19 protein-coding genes and 1 pseudogene are annotated in these 25,911 nt (G+C 74.4%); 13 read left to right on the top strand and 7 right to left on the bottom strand.

Annotated elements, in window-relative coordinates; genetic code table 11:
* The first annotated feature begins 90 nt into the window (after positions 1–90).
* From QM788_RS14020 to QM788_RS13960, 13 genes and pseudogenes are all read left to right on the top strand, one after another.
* Positions 91–324 carry a FitA-like ribbon-helix-helix domain-containing protein gene (locus tag QM788_RS14020; RefSeq protein WP_415662991.1) on the top strand — a complete coding sequence of 78 codons (234 nt, stop codon included), beginning with the start codon at positions 91–93 and terminating at the stop codon, positions 322–324.
* Entirely contained in the window at positions 311–730 is a 420-nt protein-coding gene (locus tag QM788_RS14015; RefSeq protein ID WP_415662080.1) for a type II toxin-antitoxin system VapC family toxin, read from the top strand. Before QM788_RS14020 ends, QM788_RS14015 begins: the two co-directional genes overlap by 14 nt.
* Positions 727–3,273, top strand: coding sequence for an FtsX-like permease family protein (locus QM788_RS14010; RefSeq protein ID WP_415662079.1), 2,547 nt, complete (start codon positions 727–729; stop codon positions 3,271–3,273). Before QM788_RS14015 ends, QM788_RS14010 begins: the two co-directional genes overlap by 4 nt.
* Entirely contained in the window at positions 3,273–4,328 is a 1,056-nt protein-coding gene (locus tag QM788_RS14005; protein ID WP_415662078.1) for a lipocalin-like domain-containing protein, read from the top strand. The genes QM788_RS14010 and QM788_RS14005 overlap by 1 nt, the downstream gene beginning before the upstream one ends.
* Before the next feature lie 75 nt (positions 4,329–4,403).
* A complete protein-coding gene (locus QM788_RS14000; RefSeq protein ID WP_415662077.1) occupies positions 4,404–6,209 on the top strand; it encodes an ABC transporter transmembrane domain-containing protein in 1,806 nt (601 codons plus the stop codon).
* A gap of 41 nt (positions 6,210–6,250) precedes the next feature.
* A complete protein-coding gene (locus QM788_RS13995) occupies positions 6,251–7,933 on the top strand; it encodes an AAA family ATPase (protein ID WP_415662076.1) in 1,683 nt (560 codons plus the stop codon).
* An 8-nt stretch (positions 7,934–7,941) separates the two neighbouring features.
* On the top strand, positions 7,942–8,559 hold the full coding sequence (locus QM788_RS13990) for a general secretion pathway protein GspB (protein ID WP_415662075.1): 618 nt from the start codon (positions 7,942–7,944) through the stop codon (positions 8,557–8,559).
* Positions 8,560–8,778: 219 nt separating this feature from the next.
* Positions 8,779–9,981: an efflux RND transporter periplasmic adaptor subunit gene (locus tag QM788_RS13985; protein ID WP_415662074.1), complete on the top strand. Its 1,203-nt coding sequence runs from the start codon at positions 8,779–8,781 to the stop codon at positions 9,979–9,981.
* 15 nt (positions 9,982–9,996) lie between these two features.
* Complete coding sequence (locus QM788_RS13980) at positions 9,997–13,152, top strand: efflux RND transporter permease subunit (protein ID WP_415662073.1); 3,156 nt, start codon at positions 9,997–9,999, stop codon at positions 13,150–13,152.
* A 1-nt stretch (position 13,153) separates the two neighbouring features.
* Positions 13,154–14,551: an efflux transporter outer membrane subunit gene (locus QM788_RS13975; protein WP_415662072.1), complete on the top strand. Its 1,398-nt coding sequence runs from the start codon at positions 13,154–13,156 to the stop codon at positions 14,549–14,551.
* Positions 14,548–15,159 carry a TetR/AcrR family transcriptional regulator gene (locus QM788_RS13970; RefSeq protein WP_415662071.1) on the top strand — a complete coding sequence of 204 codons (612 nt, stop codon included), beginning with the start codon at positions 14,548–14,550 and terminating at the stop codon, positions 15,157–15,159. The genes QM788_RS13975 and QM788_RS13970 overlap by 4 nt, the downstream gene beginning before the upstream one ends.
* A gap of 31 nt (positions 15,160–15,190) precedes the next feature.
* Complete coding sequence (locus QM788_RS13965) at positions 15,191–16,000, top strand: thymidylate synthase (protein WP_415662070.1); 810 nt, start codon at positions 15,191–15,193, stop codon at positions 15,998–16,000.
* Positions 15,997–16,486: pseudogene (locus QM788_RS13960) on the top strand (dihydrofolate reductase). The gene QM788_RS13965 and the pseudogene QM788_RS13960 overlap by 4 nt, the downstream one beginning before the upstream one ends.
* On the opposite strand, the gene QM788_RS13955 reads toward QM788_RS13960, so the two are convergent.
* From QM788_RS13955 to QM788_RS13925, 7 genes are all read right to left on the bottom strand, one after another.
* Positions 16,471–17,598, bottom strand: a complete 1,128-nt coding sequence (locus QM788_RS13955; protein WP_415662069.1) for an ABC transporter permease — start codon at positions 17,596–17,598, stop codon at positions 16,471–16,473. The pseudogene QM788_RS13960 and the gene QM788_RS13955 overlap by 16 nt on opposite strands.
* The gene (locus QM788_RS13950; protein WP_415662068.1) at positions 17,595–18,782 is read right to left on the bottom strand and encodes an ABC transporter permease; all 1,188 of its coding nucleotides are present in this window, start codon (positions 18,780–18,782) and stop codon (positions 17,595–17,597) included. Before QM788_RS13950 ends, QM788_RS13955 begins: the two co-directional genes overlap by 4 nt.
* A gap of 5 nt (positions 18,783–18,787) precedes the next feature.
* Complete coding sequence (locus tag QM788_RS13945) at positions 18,788–19,834, bottom strand: HlyD family secretion protein (RefSeq protein WP_415662067.1); 1,047 nt, start codon at positions 19,832–19,834, stop codon at positions 18,788–18,790.
* Positions 19,831–21,270, bottom strand: coding sequence for a TolC family protein (locus QM788_RS13940; RefSeq protein ID WP_415662066.1), 1,440 nt, complete (start codon positions 21,268–21,270; stop codon positions 19,831–19,833). Before QM788_RS13940 ends, QM788_RS13945 begins: the two co-directional genes overlap by 4 nt.
* A 61-nt stretch (positions 21,271–21,331) precedes the next feature.
* Entirely contained in the window at positions 21,332–22,267 is a 936-nt protein-coding gene (locus tag QM788_RS13935; protein WP_415662065.1) for an aliphatic sulfonate ABC transporter substrate-binding protein, read from the bottom strand.
* Positions 22,264–23,589 (bottom strand): LLM class flavin-dependent oxidoreductase, encoded by a 1,326-nt coding sequence (locus tag QM788_RS13930; protein WP_415662064.1) that lies wholly within the window; start codon positions 23,587–23,589, stop codon positions 22,264–22,266. Before QM788_RS13930 ends, QM788_RS13935 begins: the two co-directional genes overlap by 4 nt.
* On the bottom strand, positions 23,589–25,886 hold the full coding sequence (locus tag QM788_RS13925) for a TonB-dependent receptor (RefSeq protein ID WP_415662063.1): 2,298 nt from the start codon (positions 25,884–25,886) through the stop codon (positions 23,589–23,591). Before QM788_RS13925 ends, QM788_RS13930 begins: the two co-directional genes overlap by 1 nt.
* Positions 25,887–25,911 lie beyond the last annotated feature (25 nt).

Here is a 25,911-nt window from a genome sequence, read left to right as displayed (position 1 = left end):
GAACGACCTGCGTGCCGACTAGGACCTGGACCCTGGGGCCCGAATCCCGGATCGCGATCATTGATAGCATCCCCACCCCGAAAGCCGCGCATGTCCAGCCTGATCGTCCGCAACGTCGATGACGCCATCGTCAAGGCGCTGAAGTCGCGCGCCGCCCGCCACGGGCGCAGCACCGAGGCCGAGCACCGCGCCGTGCTGGCCGACGCGCTGCTGAAAACCCGCCGCCGTTCGCCGGCCGAGGTGCTGGCCGCCATGCCCGACGTGGGCGAGGATGCCGATTTCGTGCGGGCGCAGGGCGGCGAGGCGGCGCGTGTATTTGATTGACACCCACGTCATCAGCGAAGCGCGCAAGGGAAAAAAGGCCGACGCCGGCGTGTCGGCTTTCCTGCGCCGCTGCGCCGAGCGGGACGAGCCCGCTTTCCTCAGCGTCGTGACGGTGGGCGAACTGCGGCGCGGCGTGGACCTGATCCGCCGCCGTGGCGACACCGTGCAGGCCGACCGGCTGGAACACTGGCTGGCCGGCGTGGTGCAGGATTTTGCGGAGTTCATCCTGCCCTTCGACCTGGATGCCGCCCAGGTCTGGGGCCGGCTGCGCGTGCCGCACCCGGAGAACGCACTGGACAAGCAGATCGCCGCCATCGCGCTGATGCACGGCCTAACGCTGGTCACGCGCAACGTGGCCGGCTTCTCGGGCACCGGCGTGCGCGTGCTGAACCCCTTTTCGTCGTGACCCTCCGCCTCTGGCGCCACCTCTGCTGGCCCGCCTGGCGCGACCAGCCCGGCCGCGTCGTGCTGGCCGTCGTCGCCGTCATGCTCGGCGTGGCGCTGGCCTTCGGCGTGCATCTGCTCAACGGCGCGGCGCTGGCCGAGTTCGCACGCGCGGCGCGCGGCGTCAACGGCCAGCCCGACCTGGTGCTGCGCGCCCGCACCGGTCCGCTCGCCGACGCCGACCTCGCCGAGCTGCTGAGCCGCCCCGGGGTCGCCGCCGCCAACCCCGTCGTCGAGGCCCAGGCGCTGTGGCCCGGCCAGACCGACGCGGCCGGCCACGGCCTGAGCATCCGCCTGATCGGCCTGGACCCGCTGGCGCTGCTGGCCTCGGCCAACGAAGGCCGCCCCATCGCTCCAGAACTAGCGCCGCAGACCGACGGCGGCCTCGGCGCGCTGCTCGCGCCCGACACGGTGCACCTGAACGCCGCCGCGCGCCTGCGCCTGCCGCACGGTGCGGCGCGGCTGCATCTGAGGCTGCCCCAGCCCGACGGCAGCCCGCGCGACGTGGAACTGCGCATCGGCGGCCGCGTCGCCGCCGGCAGCGCGCCGCTGGGCGTGCTCGACATCGCCGACGCGCAAGCGCTGTTCGGCCGCCTCGGCACGCTGGACCGCATCGACCTGCAGCTCGCCTCCGGCGTGGACGCCGCCGCCTGGGTCGCCCGCCTGCCCGCCCGCTGGCGCGCCGCGCCACCCGGCGACGAGGGTGCCCGCCTCGCCGACCTGACCCGCGCCTATCGCGTCAACCTCGGCCTGCTGGCGCTGATGGCGCTGTTCACCGGCAGCTTCCTCGTCTACGCGGTGCTGTCGCTGGCCACCGCGCAGCGCCTGCCGCAGTGGGCGCTGGCCGGCGTGCTGGGCGTGTCGGCGCGCATGCGCTGGCGGCTGCTGGTCATGGAGGGCCTGGTGATCGGCGCCGCCGGCACGGCGCTGGGGCTGGCGCTCGGCCTGGCGCTGGCGGCCGGCGCGCTGGCGCTGCTCGGCAGCGACCTGGGCCTGCACGGCGCCAGCGGCGCGTCGGCCGGGCTGCTGTGGCGCCAGCCGCTGCTGGGGCCGGCGCTGGCCCATGCCGCGCTGGGCCTGGCGGCGACGCTGGCCGCCGCGCTCGCGCCGGCCTGGACGGTGCGGCGCATCGCCCCGGCGCTGGTGCTCAAGGGCCTGGGCCTGCCGGCCGGCCGCGCGGCGCCGGCCTGGGCGGGCGTCGCGCTGCTGGCGCTGGGCGGCGCGCTGGCGGCGCTGCCGCCGTGGTGGCCGGACCTGCCCGTGGCCGCCTACCTCGCCATGCTCTGCCTGCTGCTCGGCGGCCTGGCCCTGGTGCCGGCGCTGGTGCGGGCGCTGGCGGCGGTGCTCGGGCGCGCGGGCGCCGGCCCGCTGCTGCTGCTGGCCCGCGAGCGCAGCCGCGACCAGGCCGCCGATGCGCGCCGCGCGCTGGCCGGCGTGCTGGTCGCGCTGGCGCTGGCCGTCGCGATGACGGTGATGATCGGCAGCTTCCGCCAGTCGCTGCAGCACTGGCTGGACGCCGCGCTGCCCGCCGACCTCTACCTGCGCAGCCCGCTGCGCGACGCCGGCGGCCAGCCCGCGCCGCTGCCGCCCGCGCTGCTCGCGCAGCTGGCGCGCCTGCCCGCCGTGGCCCGCAGCGCGCCGCAGCGCACGACGCGGCTGCGGCTGGCGCTCGGGGCCGAGGCCGTGCCGCTGACCGCCCGCGCGCTGGACGCCGGCGCCCTGCCGCTGCAGGCGCGCTGGGCCGGCCCGGCCGCGCCCGGCGCCGTGCCGGTGTGGGTCAACGAGGCCGGCCGCGACCGCGACGGGCTGGTGCCGGGCCGCGTCGTCCGCGCCGAGCTGGCGGACGGCCGCCCCGCGATGCTGCAGGTGCAGGGCGTGTGGCGCGACTACGCCCGCCAGTCCAGCGCGCTGTGGATGGCGCTGGCGGACTACCGGCGCCTGAGCGGCGATGCCGGCGTCACCGAGCTGGCGCTGTGGCTGGCGCCCGGCGCCGCGCCGGACGCGGCCCGCGCCGCCGTGCAGCGGCTGGCCGGCGACGCCGCGGAGCTGGCCGCGGCCGGCGAGCTGCGCGCGCTGTCGCTGCGCCTGTTCGACCGCAGCTTCGCCATCACCACCGTACTGCAGGCGGTGGCGCTGGCGGTGGGGCTGTTCGGCGTCGCCGCCAGCCAGTCGGCGCAGGCGCTGGCGCGGCGGCGCGAGTTCGGGCTGCTGCGCCACCTGGGGCTGTCGCGGCGCGGCCTGCTGCGCCTGCTGCTGCTCGAAGCCGGCCTCAGCGGCGGCGCGGGCGTGCTCGCCGGCCTCGCGCTCGGGCTGGGGCTGAGCGCGGTGCTGGTGTACGTGGTGAACCCGCAGAGCTTCCACTGGAGCATGGACCTGGCGCTGCCGCCGGGCCGCCTGGCCGCGCTGGCCGGCCTGGCGCTGGCGGCCACCGTGGGTGCCTCGCTGCTGGCCGGCCGCCACGCGCTGGGTGTCGACGCCGTCCACGCCGTGCGGGAGGACGCCTGATGCCGCTCGCCCGCCGCACGCTGCTGCTGGCCGCGCTGCCGCTGCCGGCGCACGCCGATGGTGGCAGTGCGGCAATGGACTTCCCCGCCGACTTCGGCGCCCACCCGGCCCAGGCCATCGAGTGGTGGTACCTCACCGGCCTGCTGGGCGACCGCGACGGCAGCCCGCCACGCTTCGGCTACCAGCTCACCTTCTTCCGGCTGCGCGGCCCGGCCGCGGCCGGCCACCCCAGCGCGCTGGCCGCCCGGCAGCTGCTGCTGGGCCACGTGGCGCTGTCCGACCTGGGCGCGAAGCGCCAGCGCCATGCGCAGCGCCTGTTGCGCGCCACGCCGGGCGCGGTGTTCGCCGCCGAGGGCGACTGCCAGCTCCAGCTGCGCGACTGGCGGCTGCGGCGCGAGCGCGACGGCCACCGCGCAGTGTTCAGCGGGCCGGGCTTCTCGCTGGAGCTGGAGCTGGCCTCGCCCGACGCGCCGCTGCTGCAGGGCGACGGCGGCCGCTCCCGCAAGGGGCCGGACCCGGCGCAGTTCAGCCACTACTACTCCCGCCCGCAGCTGCACACCCAGGCCGCTCTGACGCTGGACGGCGGCCGCCAGAGCCTGGCCGGCCGCAGCTGGCTGGACCACGAATGGAGCGACCGCCTGCTGGGCGGCGCCGTCGGCTGGGACTGGCTGGGCATCAACCTGCACGACGGCCGCGCGTTGACGCTGTTCCAGCTGCGCCGGCCGGACGGCTCGCGCCACTGGGCCGGCGGCAGCCTGCGCCGCCCGGGCGAGCCGGACCGCAGCTTCGCGCCCGGCGAGGTGGTGATGACGCCGCGGCGGCACTGGACCAGCCCCGCCACCGGCGGCCGCTGGCCCGTCGAGTGGCAGCTGCGCAGCCCGGCCGGCGACATGCGCCTGGTGGCCGCGTTCGACGCGCAGGAAATCGACGCCCGCGCCAGCACCGGCCTCGTCTACTGGGAGGGCGCCGCCCGCCTGCTGGACGAGCGCGGCCGCGAGGCCGGCTGGGGCTACCTGGAGCTGACCGGCTACGCCGGCCGGCCGCCGCTGGCCTGAGAACCTGTTCCAATCCGCGGCCGGCGCGCCGCCCCATTTATCGTTGCCTGTTTGCGCCACCCATTTCCCGACGACATGAGTGCCACCACCGAACGCCCCGCGTCCAAACAGGCCCGCTCGCTGAGCGGGCTGCTGCCCTTCCTGCGCCCCTACCGCGGCCGCATCGCACTGGCGCTGCTGGCGCTGGCCGGCGCCGCGCTGGCCACGCTGGCCTTCCCCATCGCGCTGCGCGGCCTGATCGACGCCGGCTTCGGCGCCGCCAATGCCGGCGAGCGGCTGATCGCGCTGCGCGAGCACTTCCTGGCGATGTTCGCCGTCGGCGCGGCGCTCGGGCTGTTCTCGGCCTCGCGCTTCTACATGGTGACCTGGCTGGGCGAGCGCGTCACGGCCGACCTGCGCAACGCCGTCTACACCCACGTGCTGCGCCAGAGCCCGGAGTTCTTCGAGACCACGCAGACCGGCGAGGTCCTCTCGCGCATCACGACCGACACCACGGTCGTGCAGACCGTCGTGGGCTCCAGCCTCTCGATGGGCCTGCGCAACACGGTGATGGCCGTCGGCGCGCTGCTGATGCTCATCGTCACCAACCCCTACGTGATGGGCCAGGTGCTGGGGCTGCTGGTGCTCGTCGTCGCGCCGGCGCTGTATTTCGGCCGGCGCGTGCGCAAGCTCTCGCGCGCCAGCCAGGACCGCGTGGCCGACACCTCCGCCATCGCCGCCGAGGTGCTGAACGCCGTCACCGTGGTGCAGAGCTACACGCAGGAAGGCGCGGAGGGCCGCCGCTTCGCCGCCGCCAGCGAGGCCGCGTTCGACGTGGCCCGCAAGCGCACCCGGGTGCGCAGCTTCCTGGTGGCCTTCATCATCACCGCCGTGTTCGGCGCGATGCTGTGGGGGCTGTACCAGGGCACGCAGGCCGTCATCGCCGGCAAGATCAGCGCCGGCCACCTGGGCCAGACGGTGGTCTACGTGACGCTGCTGGTCAGCTCCGTGGCGGTGCTGGCCGAGGTCTGGGGCGACGTGCTGCGCGCGGCCGGCGCCACCGAGCGGCTGGTGGAGCTGATGGGCGCCCGCTCGCCGGTGGCCGACCCGCCCGCGCCGCAGCCGCTGCCGGCGCCCCGCGGCGGCTCGCGCGTGGCGTTCGAGAACGTCCGCTTCCACTACCCGTCGCGCCCGCAGACCGCCGCGCTGGACGGCGTGCAACTGGCCATCGAGCCCGGCGAGACCGTCGCGCTCGTGGGCCCCAGCGGCGCCGGCAAGACCACGCTGTTCCAGCTGCTGCTGCGCTTCTACGACCCGCAGGCCGGCGAGGTCCGGCTGAACGGCGTGCCGACGCGGCAGCTGGCGCTGGCCGACCTGCGCGCGGCCATCGGCCTGGTGCCGCAGGACAGCGTGATCTTCTCGACCACCGCGATGGAGAACATCCGCTACGGCCGCCCCGGCGCGAGCGACGACGAGGTCGTCGCCGCCGCCCGGGCCGCGTTCGCGGACGACTTCATCCGCGCGCTGCCCGAGGGCTACCAGAGCTTCCTGGGCGAGCGCGGGGTGCGCCTGTCGGGCGGCCAGCGCCAGCGCATCAGCATCGCCCGCGCGATGCTGAAGAACCCGCCGCTGCTGCTGCTCGACGAGGCCACCAGCGCGCTGGACGCCGAGAGCGAGCGCGTCGTGCAGGCCGCGCTGGAAGCCGCGATGCAGCACCGCACGACGCTGGTCATCGCCCACCGGCTGGCGACGATCCAGAAGGCCGACCGCATCGTCGTGCTGGACGCCGGCCGCATCGTCGACATCGGCCGGCACGACGAGCTGGTCGCGCGCGGCGGGCTGTATGCGCGGCTGGCGGCGATGCAGTTCGGGCTGCAGCCGCCGCCCGGCGCCGCCGCCTGACGGCGCCGGCCCGCCGAGGCGGGTGGTTATCCTGCCGGCCCATGTACGCGCCCTTCTTCGGCTTGAAACACGCGCCGTTCTCGATCGCGCCGGACCCGCACTACCTGTTCATGAGCGAGCGCCACCGCGAGGCGCTCGCCCACCTGCTGTACGGGCTGGACGGCGGCGGCGGCTTCGTGCTGCTCACCGGCGAGATCGGCGCCGGCAAGACCACCGTCTGCCGCTGCTTCCTGGAGCAGGTGCCGGCGAACTGCAACGTCGCCTACATCTTCAACCCCAAGCTCACCGTGCCGGAGCTGCTGCGGGCCGTCTGCGACGAGTTCCACCTGCCCGTGCCGGCCGGCGCGCGGACGGTGAAGGACTTCGTCGACCCGCTGAACGCCTTCCTGCTGGCCCAGCACGCGGCCGGGCGCAACAACGTGCTCATCATCGACGAGGCGCAGAACCTCTCGGCCGACGTGCTGGAGCAACTGCGCCTGCTGACCAACCTGGAGACGGCCGAGCGCAAGCTGCTGCAGGTGGTGCTGATCGGCCAGCCCGAGCTGCGCGGCATGCTGGCGCGGCCGGAGCTGGAGCAGCTGGCGCAGCGCGTGATCGCCCGCTTCCACCTGGGCGCGCTGTCGGCCACCGAGACGGCGCAGTACGTCGGCCACCGCCTGACCGTGGCCGGCCTGACCGGCGCCCTGCCCTTCGACCGCGCCGCGCTGCGCCTCATCCACCAGCTCACCCGCGGCGTGCCGCGCCGCATCAACCTGCTGTGCGACCGCGCGCTGCTGGGCGGCTACGCCAGCGGCCAGGCGCAGGTCACGCCGAAGATCGTGCGCCGGGCCGCCGCCGAGGTGTTCGACGCGCAGCCCGCCGCGCCCGCTCCCCGGCGCGGGCGGCGGGACCCGGTCGGCATCGCGCTGGTGGCGCTGGCCGCCGTCGTGGCCAGCGCCGGGCTGGCCTGGGCGCTGCAGAAGCAGCGGCAGGCCGGCAGCGACGGCCCGGCCGCGGCCGCCGCCGCCACGGCGGCCAGCGCCGCATTCGCATCCGGGGCCGCCAGTGCCGCGCCGGCGGCCAGCGCCGCCGCCCAGCCCGTGCCGGCCCCAGCGCCGCTGCAGCTGGCCGACTGGGCGCCGCAGGACGGCGACGCCTGGGCGGCGCTGGCCGGACGCTGGGGCCTGCCGCTGGCCGCCGGCGCCGAGCCCTGCGCCGCCGCCGCGCAGCGCGGCCTGCAGTGCTACCGCAGCGGCACCGGCAGCGCGTCGCTGCTGCGCCTGCTCGACCGCCCCGTGCTGCTGACGCTGCGCCGCCCCGGCCACGCGCCGGCCCTGGCCGCGCTGGTCGGGCTGGACGGCCAGCAGGCCACGCTGTGGGTCGGCGGCCAGCCGCGCCGGATCGCACTGCCCGAATTGGCCGGCGCCTGGCGCGGCGAGTTCACCACCTTCTGGCGCGTGCCGCCGGGCTACACCGGCCGCGCCGGCGGCACCGGCCCGCTGCGCGACTGGCTGGCCGCGCAGCTGGCCCGCGTGCCCGGCATCGCCGCGCCGGCCGGCCCGGCCGCCTCCGCCGCGCCCGGCGGGGCGGCGCTGACCCGCCAGGTGCAGGCCTTCCAGGCCAGCCAGGGCCTGCAGCCGGACGGCCGCGTCGGCCCCGTCACGCTGATGCTGCTCAACCGGGCCAGCGGCGTCGCCGAACCGCGCCTGGACGACGCGCCCGCCCCTCCGGAAGCGAGCGACTGAGAACCGCCATGTCCTACATCCTCGACGCCCTGCGCCGGGCCGAAGCCGACCGCGCCCGCGAACGCGGCCAGGTGCCCGGCCTGCACACCCCGCCGCCGGCCGGCGGCGATGCCCCGCCGGGCGCCGGCCCGCGCCGCTGGCTGCCCTGGGCCGGCGGCGGCCTGCTGTTGCTGGCCGGCGTGGCCGCCGGCAGCTGGTGGGCCGCCGGCCCGCCCGACGCGGGCTCGCCGCCGGCCCCGGCACACCGCGCCGAGCCGCCGGCACCGCCCGCCGCGCCGCCTGCGCCGGTGGCACCGGCGCCGCAGCCCGAGGCGTCCGGCTCGCCCTACCTGGCGCCGCCACCGGCACCCGGCGCCATGGTGGCGACGGCGCCCGCCCCCGCGCCGGTGGCCGAGGCGCGCATCCCGCGGCTGGCCGAGCTGCCCGAGAGCCTGCGCCGCGAGCTGCCGCGGCTGGCGATCAGCGGCACGGTCTATTCGGACGACCCGGCCAGCCGCTTCGTGATGATCAACGGCGAGGTGATGCGCGAGGGCGCCAGCCTGGGCGCCGACCTGGTGCTGGAGCGCATCGGCCCGCGCGAGCTGCTGCTGCGCTTCAAGGGGCAGCGCTACCGGCAGCCGGTCTAGCGGGGGCGCGGTGCGGGCGGCGCGGCCCGCGGTTCGTGCACGGCGTCACGCCAGCGGCTGAATGACCCTTCATTTCTGAATGGTCATTCATGTTTTGCTTGCGCTGGCGCCGCCCGAAAATAGAATGAACAGTCATTCAGAACACAACCCGCCGCGCCCGGCGCGCCGCCCCACCGGGCGGCGCAGGGGTCCGGCCCCTTTTCGACTTCGAGGCTCGCGATGCGCAAGTTCCCCTCCCGTCCCACGCTCGGCATGCCGGCGTTCACGCTGCTGACCGTGGTGGTGGCCGTCGTGGCCGCCTTCACGCTGAGCGCCTGCGGCCAGGCCGCCGACGCCCCCGCCGCCAAGCCGGGCGCCGCCCCGGCCGCGCCGGTCGGCGTGCTGACGCTGCAGCCGCAGCGCGTGGCGCTGACCGCCGAGCTGGCCGGCCGCACCGTGGCCTTCCAGAACGCCGAGGTGCGGCCGCAGGTGACCGGCATCGTCAAGACCCGCGCCTTCACCGAGGGCAGCGACGTCAAGGCCGGCCAGTTGCTCTACCAGATCGACCCCGCCAGCTACCAGGCCGCGCTGGACAGCGCGAAGGCCACGCTGGCCAAGGCCGAGGCCAACGCGGCCACGGCCAAGCTCAAGGCCGGCCGCTATGACGAGCTGGCCGGCATCGACGCCGTCAGCAAGCAGCTGCGCGACGACACGCAGGCCGCGCTGAAGCAGGCGCAGGCCGACGTGGCCGCCGCCGCCGCCGCGGTGCGCGCGGCGCAGATCGACCTGGACCGCACCCGCGTCAGCGCGCCCATTGCCGGCCGCATCGGCCGCTCGGCGGTGACGCCGGGCGCGCTGGTCACGGCCAACCAGGCGACGGCCATGGCCACGCTGCAGCAGCTGGACCCGATCTACGTGGACGTGACGCAGACCAGCGCCGAGCTGCTGCGCCTGCAGCGCGACCTGGCCGAGGGCCGGCTGCAGCGCGACGCCAGCGGCCAGGCGCGCGTGAAGCTGCTGCTGGAAGACGGCAGCACCTACGAGCAGGAAGGCCGGCTGCAGTTCTCCGAGCTGCAGGTGGACCCGGCCAGCGGCGGCGTGACGCTGCGCGCGCAGTTCCCCAACCCGAAGCGGCAGCTGCTGCCGGGCATGTATGTGCGCGCCCAGGTGCAGAGCGGCGTGCAGGCGCAGGCGCTGCTGGCGCCGCAGGCGGCGGTGCAGCGCGACCCGCGCGGCAACGCGACCGCCTTCGTGATCGGCAAGGACGGCAAGGCCGAGGCCCGCCAGCTGCAGACCGGCCCGGTGATCGACGGCCAGTGGCTGGTGACCTCGGGCCTGGCCGCGGGCGACCGGCTGATCGTCGACGGCCTGCAGCGCCTGCGCCCCGGCATGCCGGTGCAGGCCGCGCCCGCCGCCGCCCCGGCCGCCTCGGCCGCGCGCTGATCGGAGGACGCCCCCATGGCTCGCTTCTTCATCGACCGCCCCATCTTCGCGTGGGTGCTGGCCATCGTCATCATGCTGGCCGGCGCGCTGTCCATCCGCACGCTGCCCGTCTCGCAATACCCGGACATCGCGCCGCCGCAGGTGTCCATCAGCGCCACCTACCCGGGCGCCTCCGCCAAGACGCTGGAGGACACGGTCACCCAGGTCATCGAGCAGAAGCTCAAGGGCATCGACGGCATGACCTACATGTCGTCCACGTCGGACTCGCAAGGCCACGCCAGCATCACGCTGACCTTCGCCGCCGGCACCAACCCCGACACCGCCCAGGTGCAGGTGCAGAACAAGCTGCAGTCGGCCACGCCGCTGCTGCCGCAGGAGGTGCAGCGCCAGGGCGTGCAGGTGGTCAAGTCCACCAGCAACTTCCTGATGGTGGTGGGCTTCGTGTCCGAGGACGGCAAGCTGCAGCAGGTGGACCTGTCGGACTACGTGTCCGCCAACGTGCTGGACCCGCTGAGCCGCGTGGAAGGCGTGGGCGAGGTGCAGCTGTTCGGCGCGCAGTACGCGATGCGCATCTGGCTGAACCCCGACCAGCTGGCGCAGTACGGCCTGACGCCGGCCGACGTGTCCGCCGCCGTGCAGGCGCAGAACGCGCAGGTCTCGGCCGGCCAGCTGGGCGCCGCGCCCGCCGACGCGGGCCAGCAGCTCAACGCCACCGTGACGGCGCAGAGCCGGCTGCAGACGCCCGAGCAGTTCCGCAACATCGTGCTGAAGACGGCCGCCGACGGCGCCACCGTCCACCTGCGCGACGTGGCCCGCGTCGAGCTGGGCGCGGAGAACTACGGCACCGTGTCGCGCTACAACGGCAAGCCCGCCGCCGGCATCGCCGTGAAGCTGGCCACCGGCGCGAACGCGCTGTCCACGGCCAAGGCCGTGGAGGCCGAGATCCAGCGGCTGCAGCAGTTCATGCCGCAGGGCATGAAGGCCGTCGTCGCCTACGACAGCACGCCCTTCGTCGAGGTGTCCATCCACGAGGTGGTGAAGACGCTGATCGAGGCCGTGGTGCTGGTGTTCCTGGTGATGTACCTGTTCCTGCAGAACTTCCGCGCCACGCTGATCCCGACGATCGCCGTGCCGGTGGTGCTGCTGGGCACCTTCGGCGTGATGGCCGCGGCCGGCTTCTCGATCAACACGCTGACGATGTTCGGCCTGGTGCTGGCGATCGGCCTGCTGGTGGACGACGCGATCGTCGTCGTCGAGAACGTCGAGCGCGTGATGACCGAGGAGGGCCTGCCGCCCAAGGAGGCCACGCGCAAGTCCATGGGCCAGATCACCGGCGCGCTGATCGGCATCGCGCTGGTGCTGTCGGCCGTGTTCGTGCCGATGGCCTTCTTCGGCGGCTCCACGGGCGTCATCTACCGCCAGTTCTCGATCACCATCGTGTCGGCCATGGTGCTGTCGGTGTTCGTCGCGATGGTGCTGACGCCGGCGCTGTGCGCCACGCTGCTCAAGCCCGACCACGGCGGCCCGGCCACGCGCGGCTTCTTCGGCGCGTTCAACCGCCGCTTCGACAGCGCGACGAACGGCTACCAGGGCGTCGTCGCCCGCATGATCCGCCGCTGGGGCCGCCACCTGGTGGTGTACGGCGCCATCGTCGTCGGCATGGCCTGGCTGTTCATGCGCCTGCCCACGTCCTTCCTGCCGGACGAGGACCAGGGCATCCTGTTCACCCAGGTGCAGCTGCCCTCCGGCGCCACGCAGGGCCGCACGCTGGAGGTGCTCAAGCGCGTGGAGCACCACTTCCACACGCAGGAGAAGGACAACGTCGAGTCCGTGTTCACCGTGATCGGCTTCAGCTTCGCCGGCCAGGGCGAGAACATGGCCATGGGCTTCGTCAAGCTCAAGGACTGGAGCGAGCGCAAGGGCCGGGACCAGCACGTGCAGGCCATCGCCGGCCGCGCGATGGGCAGCTTCATGCAGTACCGCGATGCGTCGGCCTTCGCGTTCGCGCCGCCGTCGGTGCCGGGCCTGGGCACGTCCAGCGGCTTCGACGTCTACCTGCAGGACCAGTCCGGCATCGGCCGCGATGCGCTCATCGCCGCGCGCAACCAGTTCCTGGGTGCGGCCGCGCAGAACCCCAGCCTGTTCGCGGTGCGTCCCAACGGCCTGGAGGACGCCGCCCAGCTGCGCCTGGACGTGGACACCGCCAAGGCGGGCGCCCTGGGCGTCTCGGTGGCCGACATCAACAGCCTGCTGTCCACCGCCTGGGGCGGCAGCTACGTGAACGACTTCCTGGACCGCGGCCGCGTGAAGAAGGTCTACCTGCAGGCCGACGCGCGCTACCGCATGCAGCCCGACGACCTGAACGCCTGGCGCGTGCGCAGCAGCAGCGGCCAGATGGTGCCGTTCTCGGCCTTCGGCACGGCGCACTGGGAGAAAGGGCCGGCGCGCCTGGAGCGCTACAACGGCCTGCCCGCCGTGGAAGTGCTGGGCGCCGCCGCGCCGGGCAAGAGCTCGGGCGTGGCGATGAAGGCGGTGGAGGAGATCGCCGCCACGCTGCCGTCCGGCGTCGGCCTGAGCTGGACCGGCATGTCCTACCAGGAGCGCATGACCGGCGACCAGGCGCCCATGCTGTACGCGATCTCGCTGCTCGTGGTGTTCCTGTGCCTGGCCGCGCTGTACGAGAGCTGGAGCATCCCTTTCTCGGTGATGCTGGTGGTGCCGCTGGGCGTCATCGGCGCGTTGCTGGCCGCCACCACGCGCGGGCTGTCCAACGACGTGTACTTCCAGGTCGGCCTGCTGACCACCATCGGCCTGTCGGCCAAGAACGCGATCCTGATCGTCGAGTTCGCCAAGGAGCAGATGGAGCACGGCCGCGACGCCGTCGGCGCCACGCTGGAGGCGGTGCGCCTGCGGCTGCGGCCCATCCTGATGACCTCGCTGGCCTTCGCTTTAGGCGTGCTGCCGCTGGCCATCGCCACCGGCGCCGGCTCGGGCAGCCAGAATGCCATCGGCACCGGCGTGCTGGGCGGCATGCTGAGCGCGACGGTGCTGGGCATCTTCTTCGTGCCGGTGTTCTTCATCGCCGTGCAGAAGTGGTTCCCCTACCTCGCGGACAAGAAAACCCCGCCGGCTGCCCCGCACGCCGCGCCCCAAGCCCTGGAAGGCCAGTGACATGAATGCCAAGTTCTTGATGCCCACCCTGCTGGCCGCCAGCCTGGCGCTGGCCGGCTGCGTCAGCATGGCGCCCGCCTACGAGCGCCCCGCCACGCCGGTGGCCGCGCAGTGGCCGGTGCCGCAGGCCGCCGCGGCGGCCGACGCCCGGGCCGCCGCCGACCTCGGCTGGCGCGAGTTCTTCACCGACCCCAGGCTGCAGGCGTTGATCGAGCAGGCGCTGGCGAACAACCGCGACCTGCGCGTGGCCGTGCTGAACGTCGAGCGCGCCCAGGCGCAGTACGGCGTGCAGCGCGCCGACCGGCTGCCCACCGTCGCCGCCGCCGGCGGCCAGACTGCGACGCGCGCGCCCGGCGGCGCCATCACGCGCCAGTACAGCGCCACGCTGGGCATCAGCGCCTACGAGCTGGACCTGTTCGGCCGCGTCAAGAGCCTCACCGACGCCGCGCTGCAGCAGTACCTCGCCACCGACGACGCCCGCCGCAGCGCGCAGATCAGCCTGGTCGCCCAGGTGGCCGGCGGCTACCTGGCGCTGGCCGCCGACCAGGAGCGCCTGCGCCTGGCCGAGCAGACGCTGCTGGCCCGCCAGGACGGCCTGCGCCTGACCCAGCGCCTGCAGGGCGCGGGCGTGGCCTCGACGCTGGACCTGCGCCAGGCCGAGATCGCCGCCGAGACCGCGCAGACCGACCTCGCCAGCCTGACCGCCCAGGTCGCGCAGGACCGCCACGCGCTCGCGCTGCTGGTGGGCCGGCCGCTGGACGCCGGGCAGTGGCCGGCGGCCGGCACCGCGCTGGCCGTCACGCAGACCGCCGAGCTGTCGGCCGGCCTGCCCTCCGACGTGCTGCTGGCCCGCCCCGACGTGCAGCGCGCCGAGCGCGCGCTGCAGGCCGCCAACGCCAACATCGGCGCGGCCCGCGCGGCCTTCTTCCCGCGCATCAGCCTCACGGCCAGCGCCGGCACCGCCAGCGGTGAGCTGGACGGCCTGTTCCGCGCCGGCAGCGGCCTGTGGACCTTCATGCCGCAGGTGTCGCTGCCGCTGTTCGACGCCGGCCGCAACCGCGCCGGGCTGAAGATCGCCGAGGTGGACCGCGACATCGCGGTCGCGCAGTACGAAGGCGCCATCCAGGCCGCCTTCCGCGACGTCGCCGACGCGCTGGCACAGCGCGCGACGATCGGCCAGCAGGTCGAATCCCAGCAGCGGCTGGTGGCGCAGACCCGGGACGCGCTGCGCCTGGCCGAGGCCCGCTTCCGCCAGGGGCTGGATGACCGCCTCGCCACGCTGGACGCGCAGCGCACGCTGTACGCCGCCGAGCAGGGCCTGATCGCGGCGCGGCTGGCCCAGCAGCTCAACCGCGTGACGCTGTACAAGGCCCTCGGCGGCGGCCAGGCCGCATCGTGAACGCCGCCGCCGCCGCGCCGTCCGACCGCGCCCTGGCCCGCCGCCAGCAGGTGCTGGACGCCGCCGCCGCCGCCTTCCGGCGGCGCGGCTTCCACGCCGCCAGCATGGCCGAGATCGCCAAGACGGCGGGCATGAGCACGGGCCACATCTACAACCTGTTCGAGAACAAGGACGACATCATCGCGGCCATCGTCGAGCACGACTGCGCGGCCGTCGTGCAGCGCATCGCCGAATTGCAGCGCGAGGACGACGTGCTGCAGACGATGCTGGCCGAGACCCACTGCGCCTTCGACGACTCCACCAAGGTCGCCGACGCCGCGCTGAACCTGGAGATCCTCGCCGAGGCCAGCCGCAACCCGGCGCTGGCCGCCGTCGTGCAGCGCGCGCAGAGCCAGATCCAGGCCAAGGCCGAGGGGCTGATCCGCCAGGTGCTGGGCGCGCGCGCGCTGGAGCTGCCCGCCACCGAGATCACCGCGCGCGCGCTGATGGTGGGCGCCCTCTTCAACGGCCTGACCGCGATGAGCGTGCGCCAGCCCGACCTCGCGGCGATGGCCGGGCAGGTCGCGCCGGTCGTGCGGCGCCTGCTGCACCAGCTGCTGACGCCGTAGCCGACAGACACCGTAGCGGAGAATCGCGGCCATGAGCCCCCGCCCTCCGCAGCCCTACGAAGACTTGATGCGCCACGTGTTCGAGCACGGCGTGCGCAAGAGCGACCGCACCGGCACCGGCACGCGCAGCGTGTTCGGCCACCAGATGCGCTTCGACCTCGCCGCCGGCTTCCCGCTGGTCACGACGAAGAAGGTGCACCTGAAATCCATCATCCTGGAGCTGCTGTGGTTCCTGCGCGGCGACGGCAACGTCAGGTGGCTGCAGGAGCGCGGCGTGACGATCTGGGACGAATGGGCGCGGCCGGACGGCGACCTCGGCCCGGTCTACGGCGTGCAGTGGCGCTGCTGGCCGGCGCCGGACGGCGGCCACATCGACCAGATCGCCGAGCTCGTCACGCAGCTCCGGGCCAACCCGGACAGCCGCCGCCTGATCGTCAGCGCCTGGAACGTGGCCGACCTGCCCCGGATGGCGCTGATGCCCTGCCACGCGCTGTTCCAGTTCTACGTCGCCGACGGCAAGCTCAGCTGCCAGCTCTACCAGCGCAGCGCCGACATCTTCCTCGGCGTGCCCTTCAACATCGCCAGCTACGCGCTGCTGACGATGATGCTGGCCCAGCAGTGCGGCCTCGGACTGGGCGAGTTCATCTGGACCGGCGGCGACTGCCACATCTACGACAACCACGTCGAGCAGGTGCAGACCCAGCTCGCCCGCGAGCCGCGCCCCTGGCCGACGATGACGATCAAGCGCCGGCCGCCGTCGATCTTCGATTACGAGTACGAGGACTTCGAGCTGAGCGGCTACGACCCGCATCCGGCCATCAAGGCGCCGGTGGCCGTATGACCGTCGTCACCCTGGTCGCCGCCGTCGCGCGCGACGGCGCCATCGGCCGCGGCAACGCGCTGCTGTGGCACATCCCGGAGGACATGGCGCACTTCAAGGCGCTGACTGCGGCCAAGCCCGTCGTCATGGGCCGGCGCACCTGGGACTCGCTGCCCGCGAAATTCCGGCCGCTGCCCGGCCGCCGCAACCTCGTCGTCAGCCGCAGCGTCGCCGCGCTGCCCGGCGCCGAGGTGTTCGCCAGCCTGGACGCGGCGCTGGCCGCCTGCCCGGAGCCCGAGGTCTGCGTCATCGGCGGCAGCGAGAATCTATGCGCTGGCGCTGCCGCGCGCCGACCGGCTCGCGCTGACCGAGGTGGACGCCGACTTCCCCGACGCCGACCGGCACTTCCCCGCCTGGCCGCGCGAGGCCTTCGAAGTGCAGCGGCGCGAGTCGCTCACCACCGCCGCCGGCCTGCGCGTGGACTTCGTGGACTACCGGCGCCGCTGAAGCCGGCGCCGCCCCACCCACAGCAGCGCCGCCCAGCTCGCCAGCGCCAGCGCCGCCAGCACCGCCAGCGGGAACAGCGCCGCCTGCACCGGCGCGCCCAGCTGGTTCAGCCGCAGCGAGGCCTGGATGGCGGCCGTGCTCGGCGACAGCCAGCGCAGGCCCTGCAGCAGCGCCGGCAGCGCCTCGGCGGGCCAGCTGAAGCCGCCCATGAAGGCCAGCGGCAGCGACGTGAACAGCACCACCTGCATGGCCCGCTCGCGCTCCGCCAGCCACCAGCCCAGCAGCGCGCCCAGCCCGGCGACCGCGGGCACGAACAACGCCAGCAGCAGCACCGCGCCGCCCGGGTTGCCGCCGCGCGGGAAGTCATGCCAGGCGAACATCCAGCCGAAGTAGTACAGGCCCGACAGCCAGCCCGCCGCGCACAGCGCCAGCAGCCGCGCCAGCCAGGTGCGCGGCGGCGCGGCGGCGCGGCCCTGCTCGCGCCAGGTGCCCACCAGCACGGCCGCGCCCATCAGCAGCGTCTGCTGCAGGATCAGCACCGCCACCGCCGCGACGACGAAGCTGCCGTAGCCCTCGGTCGGGTTGAACAGCGCCTGCATCTGCAGCCCCACCGGCGCGCGGCTGGCGGCCGCCTGCAGCCGGCTCTGCCCGCCGGCCGTGAGGCGGCGCAGCTCGATGCCGGCCGACACGGTGCCGATCGCCTCGGCGAAGCCGTACTGCACCTGCTTGGCCGCCAGCGGGTAGGCGCCGTTGGCGTAGACCGGCACGACGGCGTTCTCGCCGCGCACCACCTGGCGCTTCAGCCCGGCGGGCAGTAGCGCATAGCCCATCACCTCGCCGCGCAGCAGCGCCTGCCGCGCCTCGCCCTCGTCGCCGGTCACCCGCACCACGTCGATGCGCGGGCTGGCCGCGGCGAAACGCTGCATCTGCCGCGCCAGGCCGCTGCCGTCCTGCTGCACCAGCGCCACCGGCACGCGCTGCACCACTTCCCCGGCATAGAACCACGGGTAGAAGAAGCCGTAGAGCAGCGGCGCGCCGACCAGCAGCAACAGCACGCCGGCATCGCCCGCGACGGCGCGCAGCGCGGCGGCGAACTCGCGCAGGAAGCTCACCGCGCGCCCCATTTGTCGGGCCGCCGCAGGCCGCGGCACAGCCCGGCCGTGGCCAGCAGCATCAGCACCAGCGCGGCCAGCGCCAGGCCGCACAGCACCGGCAGGCTCTGCACGACGGGCGTGCCCATCTGGAACTGCTCGATCTGCAGCCGCGCATAGTGGGTGTAGGGCATGGACAGCGCCCAGCCGCGCGCCGAGGCCGGCATGGCCAGCAGCGGGAAGCCCACGCCGCTGAACGCGAACGCCGGCGCCGACAGCAGGCCCGCGCCCGACAGCGCGGTGCGCAGCGACAGCGTCAGCGCCGCCAGCCCCGCGCCGGCCGCCAGGCTGGCCGCCACCAGTGCCGCCAGGCCCAGCGCCACCCAGGCCAGGCTGCCCGGCACGGCCCAGCCGCGCCCCACGGTGAGCCACAGCAGCGCCAGCAGCCCGCTGGCCGTCAGGCTGGCCCAGGGCAGCAGCAGCTTGCCGGCCAGCGCGCCCAGCACGCCGGGCCAGCCGGGCGCGCGGCCGTCCGCGGCCAGCCACTCGCCCAGCGTGCGGTCGCGCAGTTCGCGGCCCACGCTCCAGGCGCCGGCCGTCATGGCCAGGATGTGCAGCAGCGCCGGGATCAGCAGCGCGGCCAGGAACTGCTCGTAGTTGGTCGACACGTTGAACAGCGGCACGAGCTGGGTGCGCACCGGCTCCGTGCGCAGCTGCAGCACCTGGCGCGGCTCGCCGCGCTTGGCGCGGGCCTGCATCTCGATGCCCGCCGACAGCGTGCCCACCACCTGGCGCAGGTCGCGCTGGATCAGGCTGGAATGCGTGGCGAGCTGGGCGTCGTGCAGCAGCACGACCTGGGCGGCCGCGCCGCGCTTCAGGTCCCGCTCGAAGCCGGGCGGCAGCTGCACCACCGCATAGGCCGACATGGCCTGCAGCGCCCACTGCGCCTCGCCGGCGTTGAGCAGTTGCTGCCGCACGGCCAGCCCCGGCGTGGCCTCCAGCATGCGCACCAGCCGGCGCGACAGCGCGCTGTGGTCCTGGTCCCAGACGGCGACCGGCAGCCGCTGCGGCAGCCCGGCCGAGAAGATCCACGCCAGCAGCAGCGCCGCCAGCAGCGGCACCCAGCTGACCATCGCCAGGTCCAGCGGCCGGCCGCGCAGCAGCCGCCACTCGCGGCGCAGGCTGGCGGGCAGCGCGGCGTCCATGGCGGTCAGCGCGCGCCGTCCACCACCACGCTCATGCCCGGCCGCGCGCCCGGGATGGGCGCCGCCGGCCGCGCCCGGACCTCGAAGGTGCGCGCGTCGAAGCCCTGCCCCGCGCGCGTCGCGCGCCAGGTGGCGAAGTCGGGCAGCACGCCCAGGTAGTACACTTGGAACTGCACCTCGCGGCCGTCCAGCGCCGGCAGCCGGCCGGTGAAACGACTGCCCTGGGCGAAGCGGGCGAGCTCGTCCTCGCGCACGTTCAGCACCAGCCACTGGTCGTTCAGGTCCACCACGGTGACGACGGCCACGCCCTGCGGCGACAGCTCGCCCTGCCGGGCCAGCACCTGGCTGACCTCGCCGCCCACCGGGCTGCGCAGCTGCGTCTCGGCGCGCGCGGCCTCCACCTCGGCCATGGCGCCCTGCACCTGGCGCACCTGGGCCTGGGCCGCGGCGCGGTCCTCGCGGCGCGCGCCGGCGTTGGCCAGCTCGTACTGCGCCTGCGCGGCCAGCGCCTGGTCGCGCGCCGCGCGGTGGTTGGCCAGCGCCTCGTCGCGCTTCTGCGCGGCCACCAGGCCCTGGTCGAACAGGCTCTGCACGCGGCGGTAGGAGGTCTCGGCCAGCTCGGCCGCGGCCTGGGCGCGCTGCCAGTTCAGGCGCGCCATGCGCAGCTCCTGCGGGCGGGCGCCGGCCTGGGCCTTGTCGGCCACGGCCTGGGCCGCGTCGCGCGCGGCCTCCACCTGGGCCAGCTTGGCGCGCACCTCGGGGCTGTCCATCTCGACCAGCAACTCGCCCGGCTGGATGCGCTGGCCTTCCTTGACGTGGACCTGGGCGATGCGCGCGCTGACCTTGGGCGCGACGTCGGTCTCGCGCGCCTCCATCTGGCCCTGGAAATAGGCCGGCGCCGGCTGCGCGGCGCGCCAGAAGCCCCAGGCCACCAGCGCGACCACGAGCAGCACCACGGCGAGGGCCACGACGGGGCGGCGGCCGCGCGGGGGCGGCGGCGGGGGAACGGCGGCGGTGTCGGCAGCGGTGGGGGGCGGGGTGTCGGCGGTCATGGTGCGTCGGGGGGAAGCTGGATGTCGGCCTCGGCCATGTAGCGCTCGAAGGCGTCGCCCTGGCCGCTGCTCTCCAGCAGCGCGGCCAGCGCCTGCACGTACTGGTTGGCGCTGGCCGCGCGCGCGGTCAGCACCTTGGCGAGCTGGGTCTGCGCGTCGATCAGGTCCAGCGCGGTGCTGGTGCCTTCCTTCAGCCCGGCCTCGCGCAGCCGCAGCAGCTCGCGCGCCAGGTCTTCCTGGGCCTGCTGGGCGAGGTACTGGCGGCGCGCCTGCGCGACGCCCAGCCAGTGCTTCTCGACCAGCAACGCCAGGTCGCTGCGCACCTGGGCCTGCGTCAGCTCGGCCTGCTCCACCTTGCGCTGCGACGACGCGGCCAGCGCATTGCGGTCCAGGCCGTCCCACAGCGTCCAGCGCACGGCCAGGCCGGCCACCCAGTTGGGCTTGCCGCCGCTGGCCAGTTCGTGCGTGCCGAAGGCCAGCACCTGCGGCCGGCGCAGCGCCTCCTGCGCCTCGTGCAGCGATTCGGCCTGCCGGCGCTTGGCCTGCACCTTGTCCAGCCCGGGATGCAGCCGCTCGGCGGCGGCCACGAACTCCTGCAGCGGCGGCAGCGGCCGGCTGTCGACGAACAGCGGCGAGCTGGGCAGCACCGGCGCCGGGGCCTTGACGGTGCGCGCCAACGCCGCGGCCGCCAGGTCGGCGTCGTCGCGGGCCTGGCGCGCCTGCTGCTCGGCGTCGGCCATCGCGCTGCGCGCCTGCAGGCGCTCCACCTGCGCGATGGCGCCGGCCGCCAGCAGGCTCACCGCGGCCGCGTCGTGGCGGCGCACCGCGTCCAGCGCGCGGGCGCGCAGCCGCGCGGCGCGCTCGGCCAGCTGCGCGCCGAAATAGCGCTGCACCAGCAGCGAGCGCAGCGCCCCGCGGCTGCGGGCGGCGTCGGCCAGCGCCTCGTCGGCCGCGGCGTCCAGGCCGCTGCGGACGGCGCCCGACAGCCCACCCAGGTACAGCGGCCAGACCACGGACAGGCTGGCCGAGGCCTGGCTCTTCTCGCGGTGCAGCGACAGCTGCGACGGCAGCTGCGGCAGGCCGGGTCCGGACGGCCCCAGCTCTGGCGGCAGCATGCCGAGCGCGCCGTCCAGCATGCGCCGCGCCGGGTCCAGGTCGAGGTCCGCGCTGACCGAATAGCGGTAGCCCAGGCCGGTGACCGCCACCGACGGGCCGCCCAGCCCGTCCATGCCCTGCCGGCGCAGCCGCGCGCTGTCCACCGCCCGGCCGTCGGCGGCCAGCTGGTCGGACTGCGCGAGCAGCGCCTGCTGCGCCTCGCCGAAGCTCAGCGCCTGCGGCGGCGTCTGCGCCAGGCCCGACCCGCCGCAGGCCAGCAGGCCCGCCGCCAGCGCCCACCGCCGACACCACGGGAAAGATGCGGCCGAACAAGGGTTCATGCGCGGAATGGTAAGCGGCCACACCGCCTGCCGGGAACAAGGACCGGCGCGGGGACGACACTCAGCGGCCGAGCCAGGCGCTGTCCCGCACCCGTACGGGCCGCGAGATCAGCCCCTGCGCCAGGAAGGCATCGGCCACCCGCTGCTGCTCCTCCAGGATGGTTTCCGTCAGGGCCGATGCGCCGTAGCGCACACGCCGCTGCATGGCAAGCATTACGTCGAGCCTGAGGCCCAGCAGCGGCGAGACCCTGCGTGCAACGGCCTCGGGGTTGGCGGTGGCCCAGGCACCTTCGCGGGCGATGGCCGCCACCAGCAGTTTCAGCAGCGCCGGCTCGGCTTGCACGAACTCGCGTCGCGCCTCGTAGAAGCTCCATGGCGCGTTCACGGCCGGCGCCAGACTGCCGAAGTCGGCCAGCACGCGCAGCGGCCGGGCGGCCTGCGCAATGCTGAGGTAAGGGTCCCACACCACCCAGGCGTCCACCGCGCCGGCCTCAAAGGCGGCGCGGGCATCGGCGGGGCCGAGGTAGACCGGCTGCACGTCCTGCAGCTTCAGACCCTGCGACGCCAGCGCCCCCAGCAGCAGGTAGTGCGAACTGGAGCCCTTGGCCAGGGCGATGCGCTTGCCGCGCAGGTCGCGCACGGTCTTGGCAGGGCTGTCGGCGGGCACCAGCAGCGCCTCGCTGTGCGGCAGGCCGGGCTCGGCGGCCACGAGCAGGAAGTCCCGCCCCGCCGCCTGAGCGAACACCGGCGGCGGGGCGCCGGTCACGCCGAAGTCGATGGCGCCGGCATGCAGGGCCTCCAGCAGCTGCGGCCCGGCCGGAAACTCCTTCCACTCGATGGTCACGCCGGCCAGCTCGCGCTCCAGCGTGCCGCGCAGCTTGACGAGCAGCAGCAAGCCGCCCTTCTGGAAGCCGATGCGCACGCGCTTGGGCGCCGCGCGCACGGCGCCGGCCAGCGCCACGGTACCGGCGGCCGTCAGCCAGTCACGCCGCTTCATGCCGCCGCTCCCCGCCACGCGGGCCGCGCCAGGCCCAGGTGCTCGCGCAGCGTGCGGCCCTCATAGCGCGTGCGAAAGAGCCCGCGCCGCTGCAGCTCCGGTACCACGAGCCGCGCGAAGTCGTCGAGCCCGCCAGGCAGCGTGGGCGGCATGAGGTTGAAGCCGTCCGCCCCGCCCTGCTCGAACCCGTCCTGCAGCACGTCGGCCACATCAGCCGCGCTGCCGACGATGCTCAGATGCCCGCGCCCGCCGGCCACCTTCATGGCCAGTTGGCGCAGCGTGAGCCGGCCGTCGCGGGCCAGGTGGGTCAGCAGCTGCTGGCGGCTGCGCTGGCCGCTGTCGGTCAGCGGCAGCTCGGGCGGGGGCTCGTCGAGCGGGTAGCCGCTGAGGTCGAAGTTGCCGATCATGCGCGACACCAGCCCCACAGCCGCAGCCGGGTCGATCAGGGCCTGCAGCGCGGCCTGCTTGTCCTCGGCCTCGGCGCGACTTTCGCCGACGATGACGTAGGCGCCGGGCAGGATCTTGATCGCCTCGCGCGAGCGGCCGGCCGCTTCGGCCCGGCCCTTCAGGTCCGCATAGAAGGCCTGGGCTGCAGCGAGTGTGGGCTGGGCGGTGAACACCAGCTCGGCACTGCGCGCTGCGAGGCTGCGGCCAGCCTCCGACGCTCCCGCCTGCACGATGACCGGCTGGCCTTGCGGTGAGCGCGCCACGTTCAGCGGGCCGCGCACCTTGAAGTGCCGCCCCTCGTGGGCCAGCACGCGGCGCGCCTCGGGCCGGTAGTACAGGCCGCTGGCACGGTCGTTGACGAAGGCATCGTCGGCCCAGCCGTCCCACAGGCCCTGCACCACCTGCAGGAACTCCTCGGCGCGGGCATAGCGGTAGTCATGTCCGACGTGCTGGTCGCGGCCGAAGTTGCCGGCCTCGGCGGCGTTGTCCGAGGTGACCAGGTTCCAGCCCGCGCGGCCGCCGCTGAGGTGGTCCAGCGACGCGAACTTGCGGGCCACGTGGTAGGGCTCGTTGTAGGTGGCGGTGACGGTGGCGATCAGCCCGATGCGCTCGGTCACCGCGGCCAGGGCCGACAGCAACGTCAGCGGCTCGAAGCGGGCCGAACGCGAGATGCGCTCGGCGCCGGGCCCCTCCTCCACGGCCACGCTGTCGGCCACGAAGACGGCGTCGAACAGCGCACGCTCAGCCGTCTGCGCCACCTGGCGGTAGAGGCCGAAATCCAACCCCGCGCGCTCGGGCACGTCGGGCGAGCGCCAGGCCGCCACATGGTGGCCCGACTCCATCAGGAAGGCGCCCAGGTGCAACTGGCGGGACATCAGAAATCCTTCCGCACGTTGATGCCGAAGTAGCGCTGGTCGTCACGCGGCACCCAGCGGTTGACGTAGGTGCCGCCGCGGCCCAGGAAGGACGCGTAGCTGCGGTCGGCCAGGTTCTTGGCCAGCAGCGCCGCCCGCCAGCCCTGCGCCGGCTGCGACACCGCGAAGCTCGCGTTCCAGATGCCGTAGGCGCCCTGGATGGTGTCGGCGAACTGGCCGATGTCGTACTGCGTCTTGCTCTGCCAGGTGAACTCCAGCCCCGCGTCGGCCTGCCAGCCGCCGGCCAGCGCAAAGCGGTAGTTGGTGTTGACGGCGGTCTTCCAGTCCGGCGCGAAGGGCAGCGGCTTGCCGTTGACCTGGCAACTCACGGCCGCCCCTGCGGGGCAGTTGAACTGGTCGATGCGGGCATGCGTGTAAGCCAGCAGCGCCCCCACGCTCCATTGCGACGTGGCCTTGTACGCCGCATCCACCTCGGCACCGCGCGAGGACACGTCGCCCGCGTTGATCAGGCGCGTGACCACCGAGCCCGACACCAGGTCGAAGAAGTTGGCCTGGTAGTTGCGGTACTGGGTGTCGAACACCGCGAGGTTCACACGCAGGCGACGGTCCAGCCATTCGGACTTGAGGCCCGCCTCCACCGACGTGGAGGTTTCGGACTTCAGGGCCAGCGTGTCCCGCGGCAGCATGTTGAAGAAGACATTGAAGGCCGGGCCCTTGTAGCCGCGCGACCCGGTCAGGTAGGTGCCGGCCGTGGGGCTGATGTCCCACTGAAGGCCCGCGCGACCGGAGCTGCCGGTCTGCCGGGTGCTGCCGGCCTGCGACACGTCCGCGTTCACGCCCGGTACGGCGCCGGCGAACTGGGCATCGGGCTGGCTGCGCGCGCGGGCATGGTGGAAGCCCAGGCGGTCTTCCGTGAAGCGCAGGCCCAGGATGGCACGCAGGCTGGGCGCGAGATGCCAGCGCCCCTCGCCGAAGCCGGCAAAGCTGTCCAGCGTGGCGCCGAAGTCGGCGTGGCCGAAGTCGTCGTAGAGCACGCCGCCGCTGCCGATGCGGCGCACGTCGCGGCGGTAGGTCTCCACGTTACGGGTGTGCAGGCCGTAGACGCCGGCCACGTAGTCCAGCGTCTCGCCCTTGGGTGAGGCGAGGCGGAACTCCTGCGACCACTGGCGGAAATCCACCGTGCCGCGGTCGTGCGACTGCGGCAGGCCGGCGGCCGGCGCGGCCAGGCGGTCGCCGTCCTGCAGCTGGGTGTTGTTCCAGGCGCGCCAGGCGGTGATGCTGGTCAGCGTGTGGTCGCCCAGCTTCGCTTCGCCGGTGAGCGACACGCCGCGGTTGCGGTCGGCCACCTGGGTCTTGAGGTTGGCGTTGATCTGGCGGTTGTCGTCACTCGCCACCACGGGTGCGAGTGCGGCGGCGAACGCCGGGTAGGTGGTGACCGCCTCGCTCGGGTAGGCCACCAGCTGGGTACGGGTGACGACACCGGTCGGGATGTCGTCCTGCGAGTTGACCGTGTCGGCCACCAGCGTGAACTTCAGCGCCGGGTTGGCCTGCCACTCGAGCTTGGCGCGCAGGCCCTTCTTGTCGTAGCCGTTGACCTTGTCGCCGTTGAAGACGTTGGTCACGTTGCCGTCGAAGCGCCCCACCAGCGCATTCACCGAGGCGCGCAGGCCGGGTGCGATCTCGCCACTCACGCCCGCACGCACGCGGTTCTCGTTGCCCGCGGTGAAGTGCGATACATCCAGGTAGCCTTCGGTGACCGACGATGGCGCCCGGGTCACGATGTTGATGACGCCGGCCGACGCGTTCTTGCCGAACAGCGTGCCCTGGCTGCCGCGCAGCACCTCCACGCGGGCAACGTCCAGCAGGTCCAGCGTGGCCTGACCGGGGCGGGCCAGCACGACGCCGTCGATGACGGTGGACACCGTCGGCTCCACGCCCGGCGAGGTGGAAATGGTGCCCACGCCGCGCACGAAGAGCGAGGTGTCCTTGTTGGATGCGCCGGTGCGGAAGTTGACGCTGGGCACTTGCGCGGCCAACGCGCCGAGCGTGTTGCGATTGGCCTGCTCCAGCTGCTCGCCGGAGATGACGCTGACGGCCACCGGCACCTGCTGCAACGACTCCACCCGCCGGGTGGCAGTCACCGTGACGGGGGCGAGCTGCAAGGTCTCGGCGGGTTCTGGCGACGCGGCCTCCTGAGCCTGGGCCGACGCGGCGGCGAGGGCCGCCAGCGCGGCCAGGGAAAGGGCCGACGGGCGACGGGCCGGCACCGCACCGGCAGCACCCTTGTTTTGCTTCATTGCGTGCTCCATGGCTGATTGCAGC

The sequence above is a fragment of the Roseateles sp. genome (genome assembly GCF_047654785.1).
Lineage (GTDB): Bacteria > Pseudomonadota > Gammaproteobacteria > Burkholderiales > Burkholderiaceae_C > Pelomonas.
The sequence above is the reverse complement of the archived record's forward strand: the minus strand, read 5'-3'. Positions and strand labels throughout refer to the sequence as shown.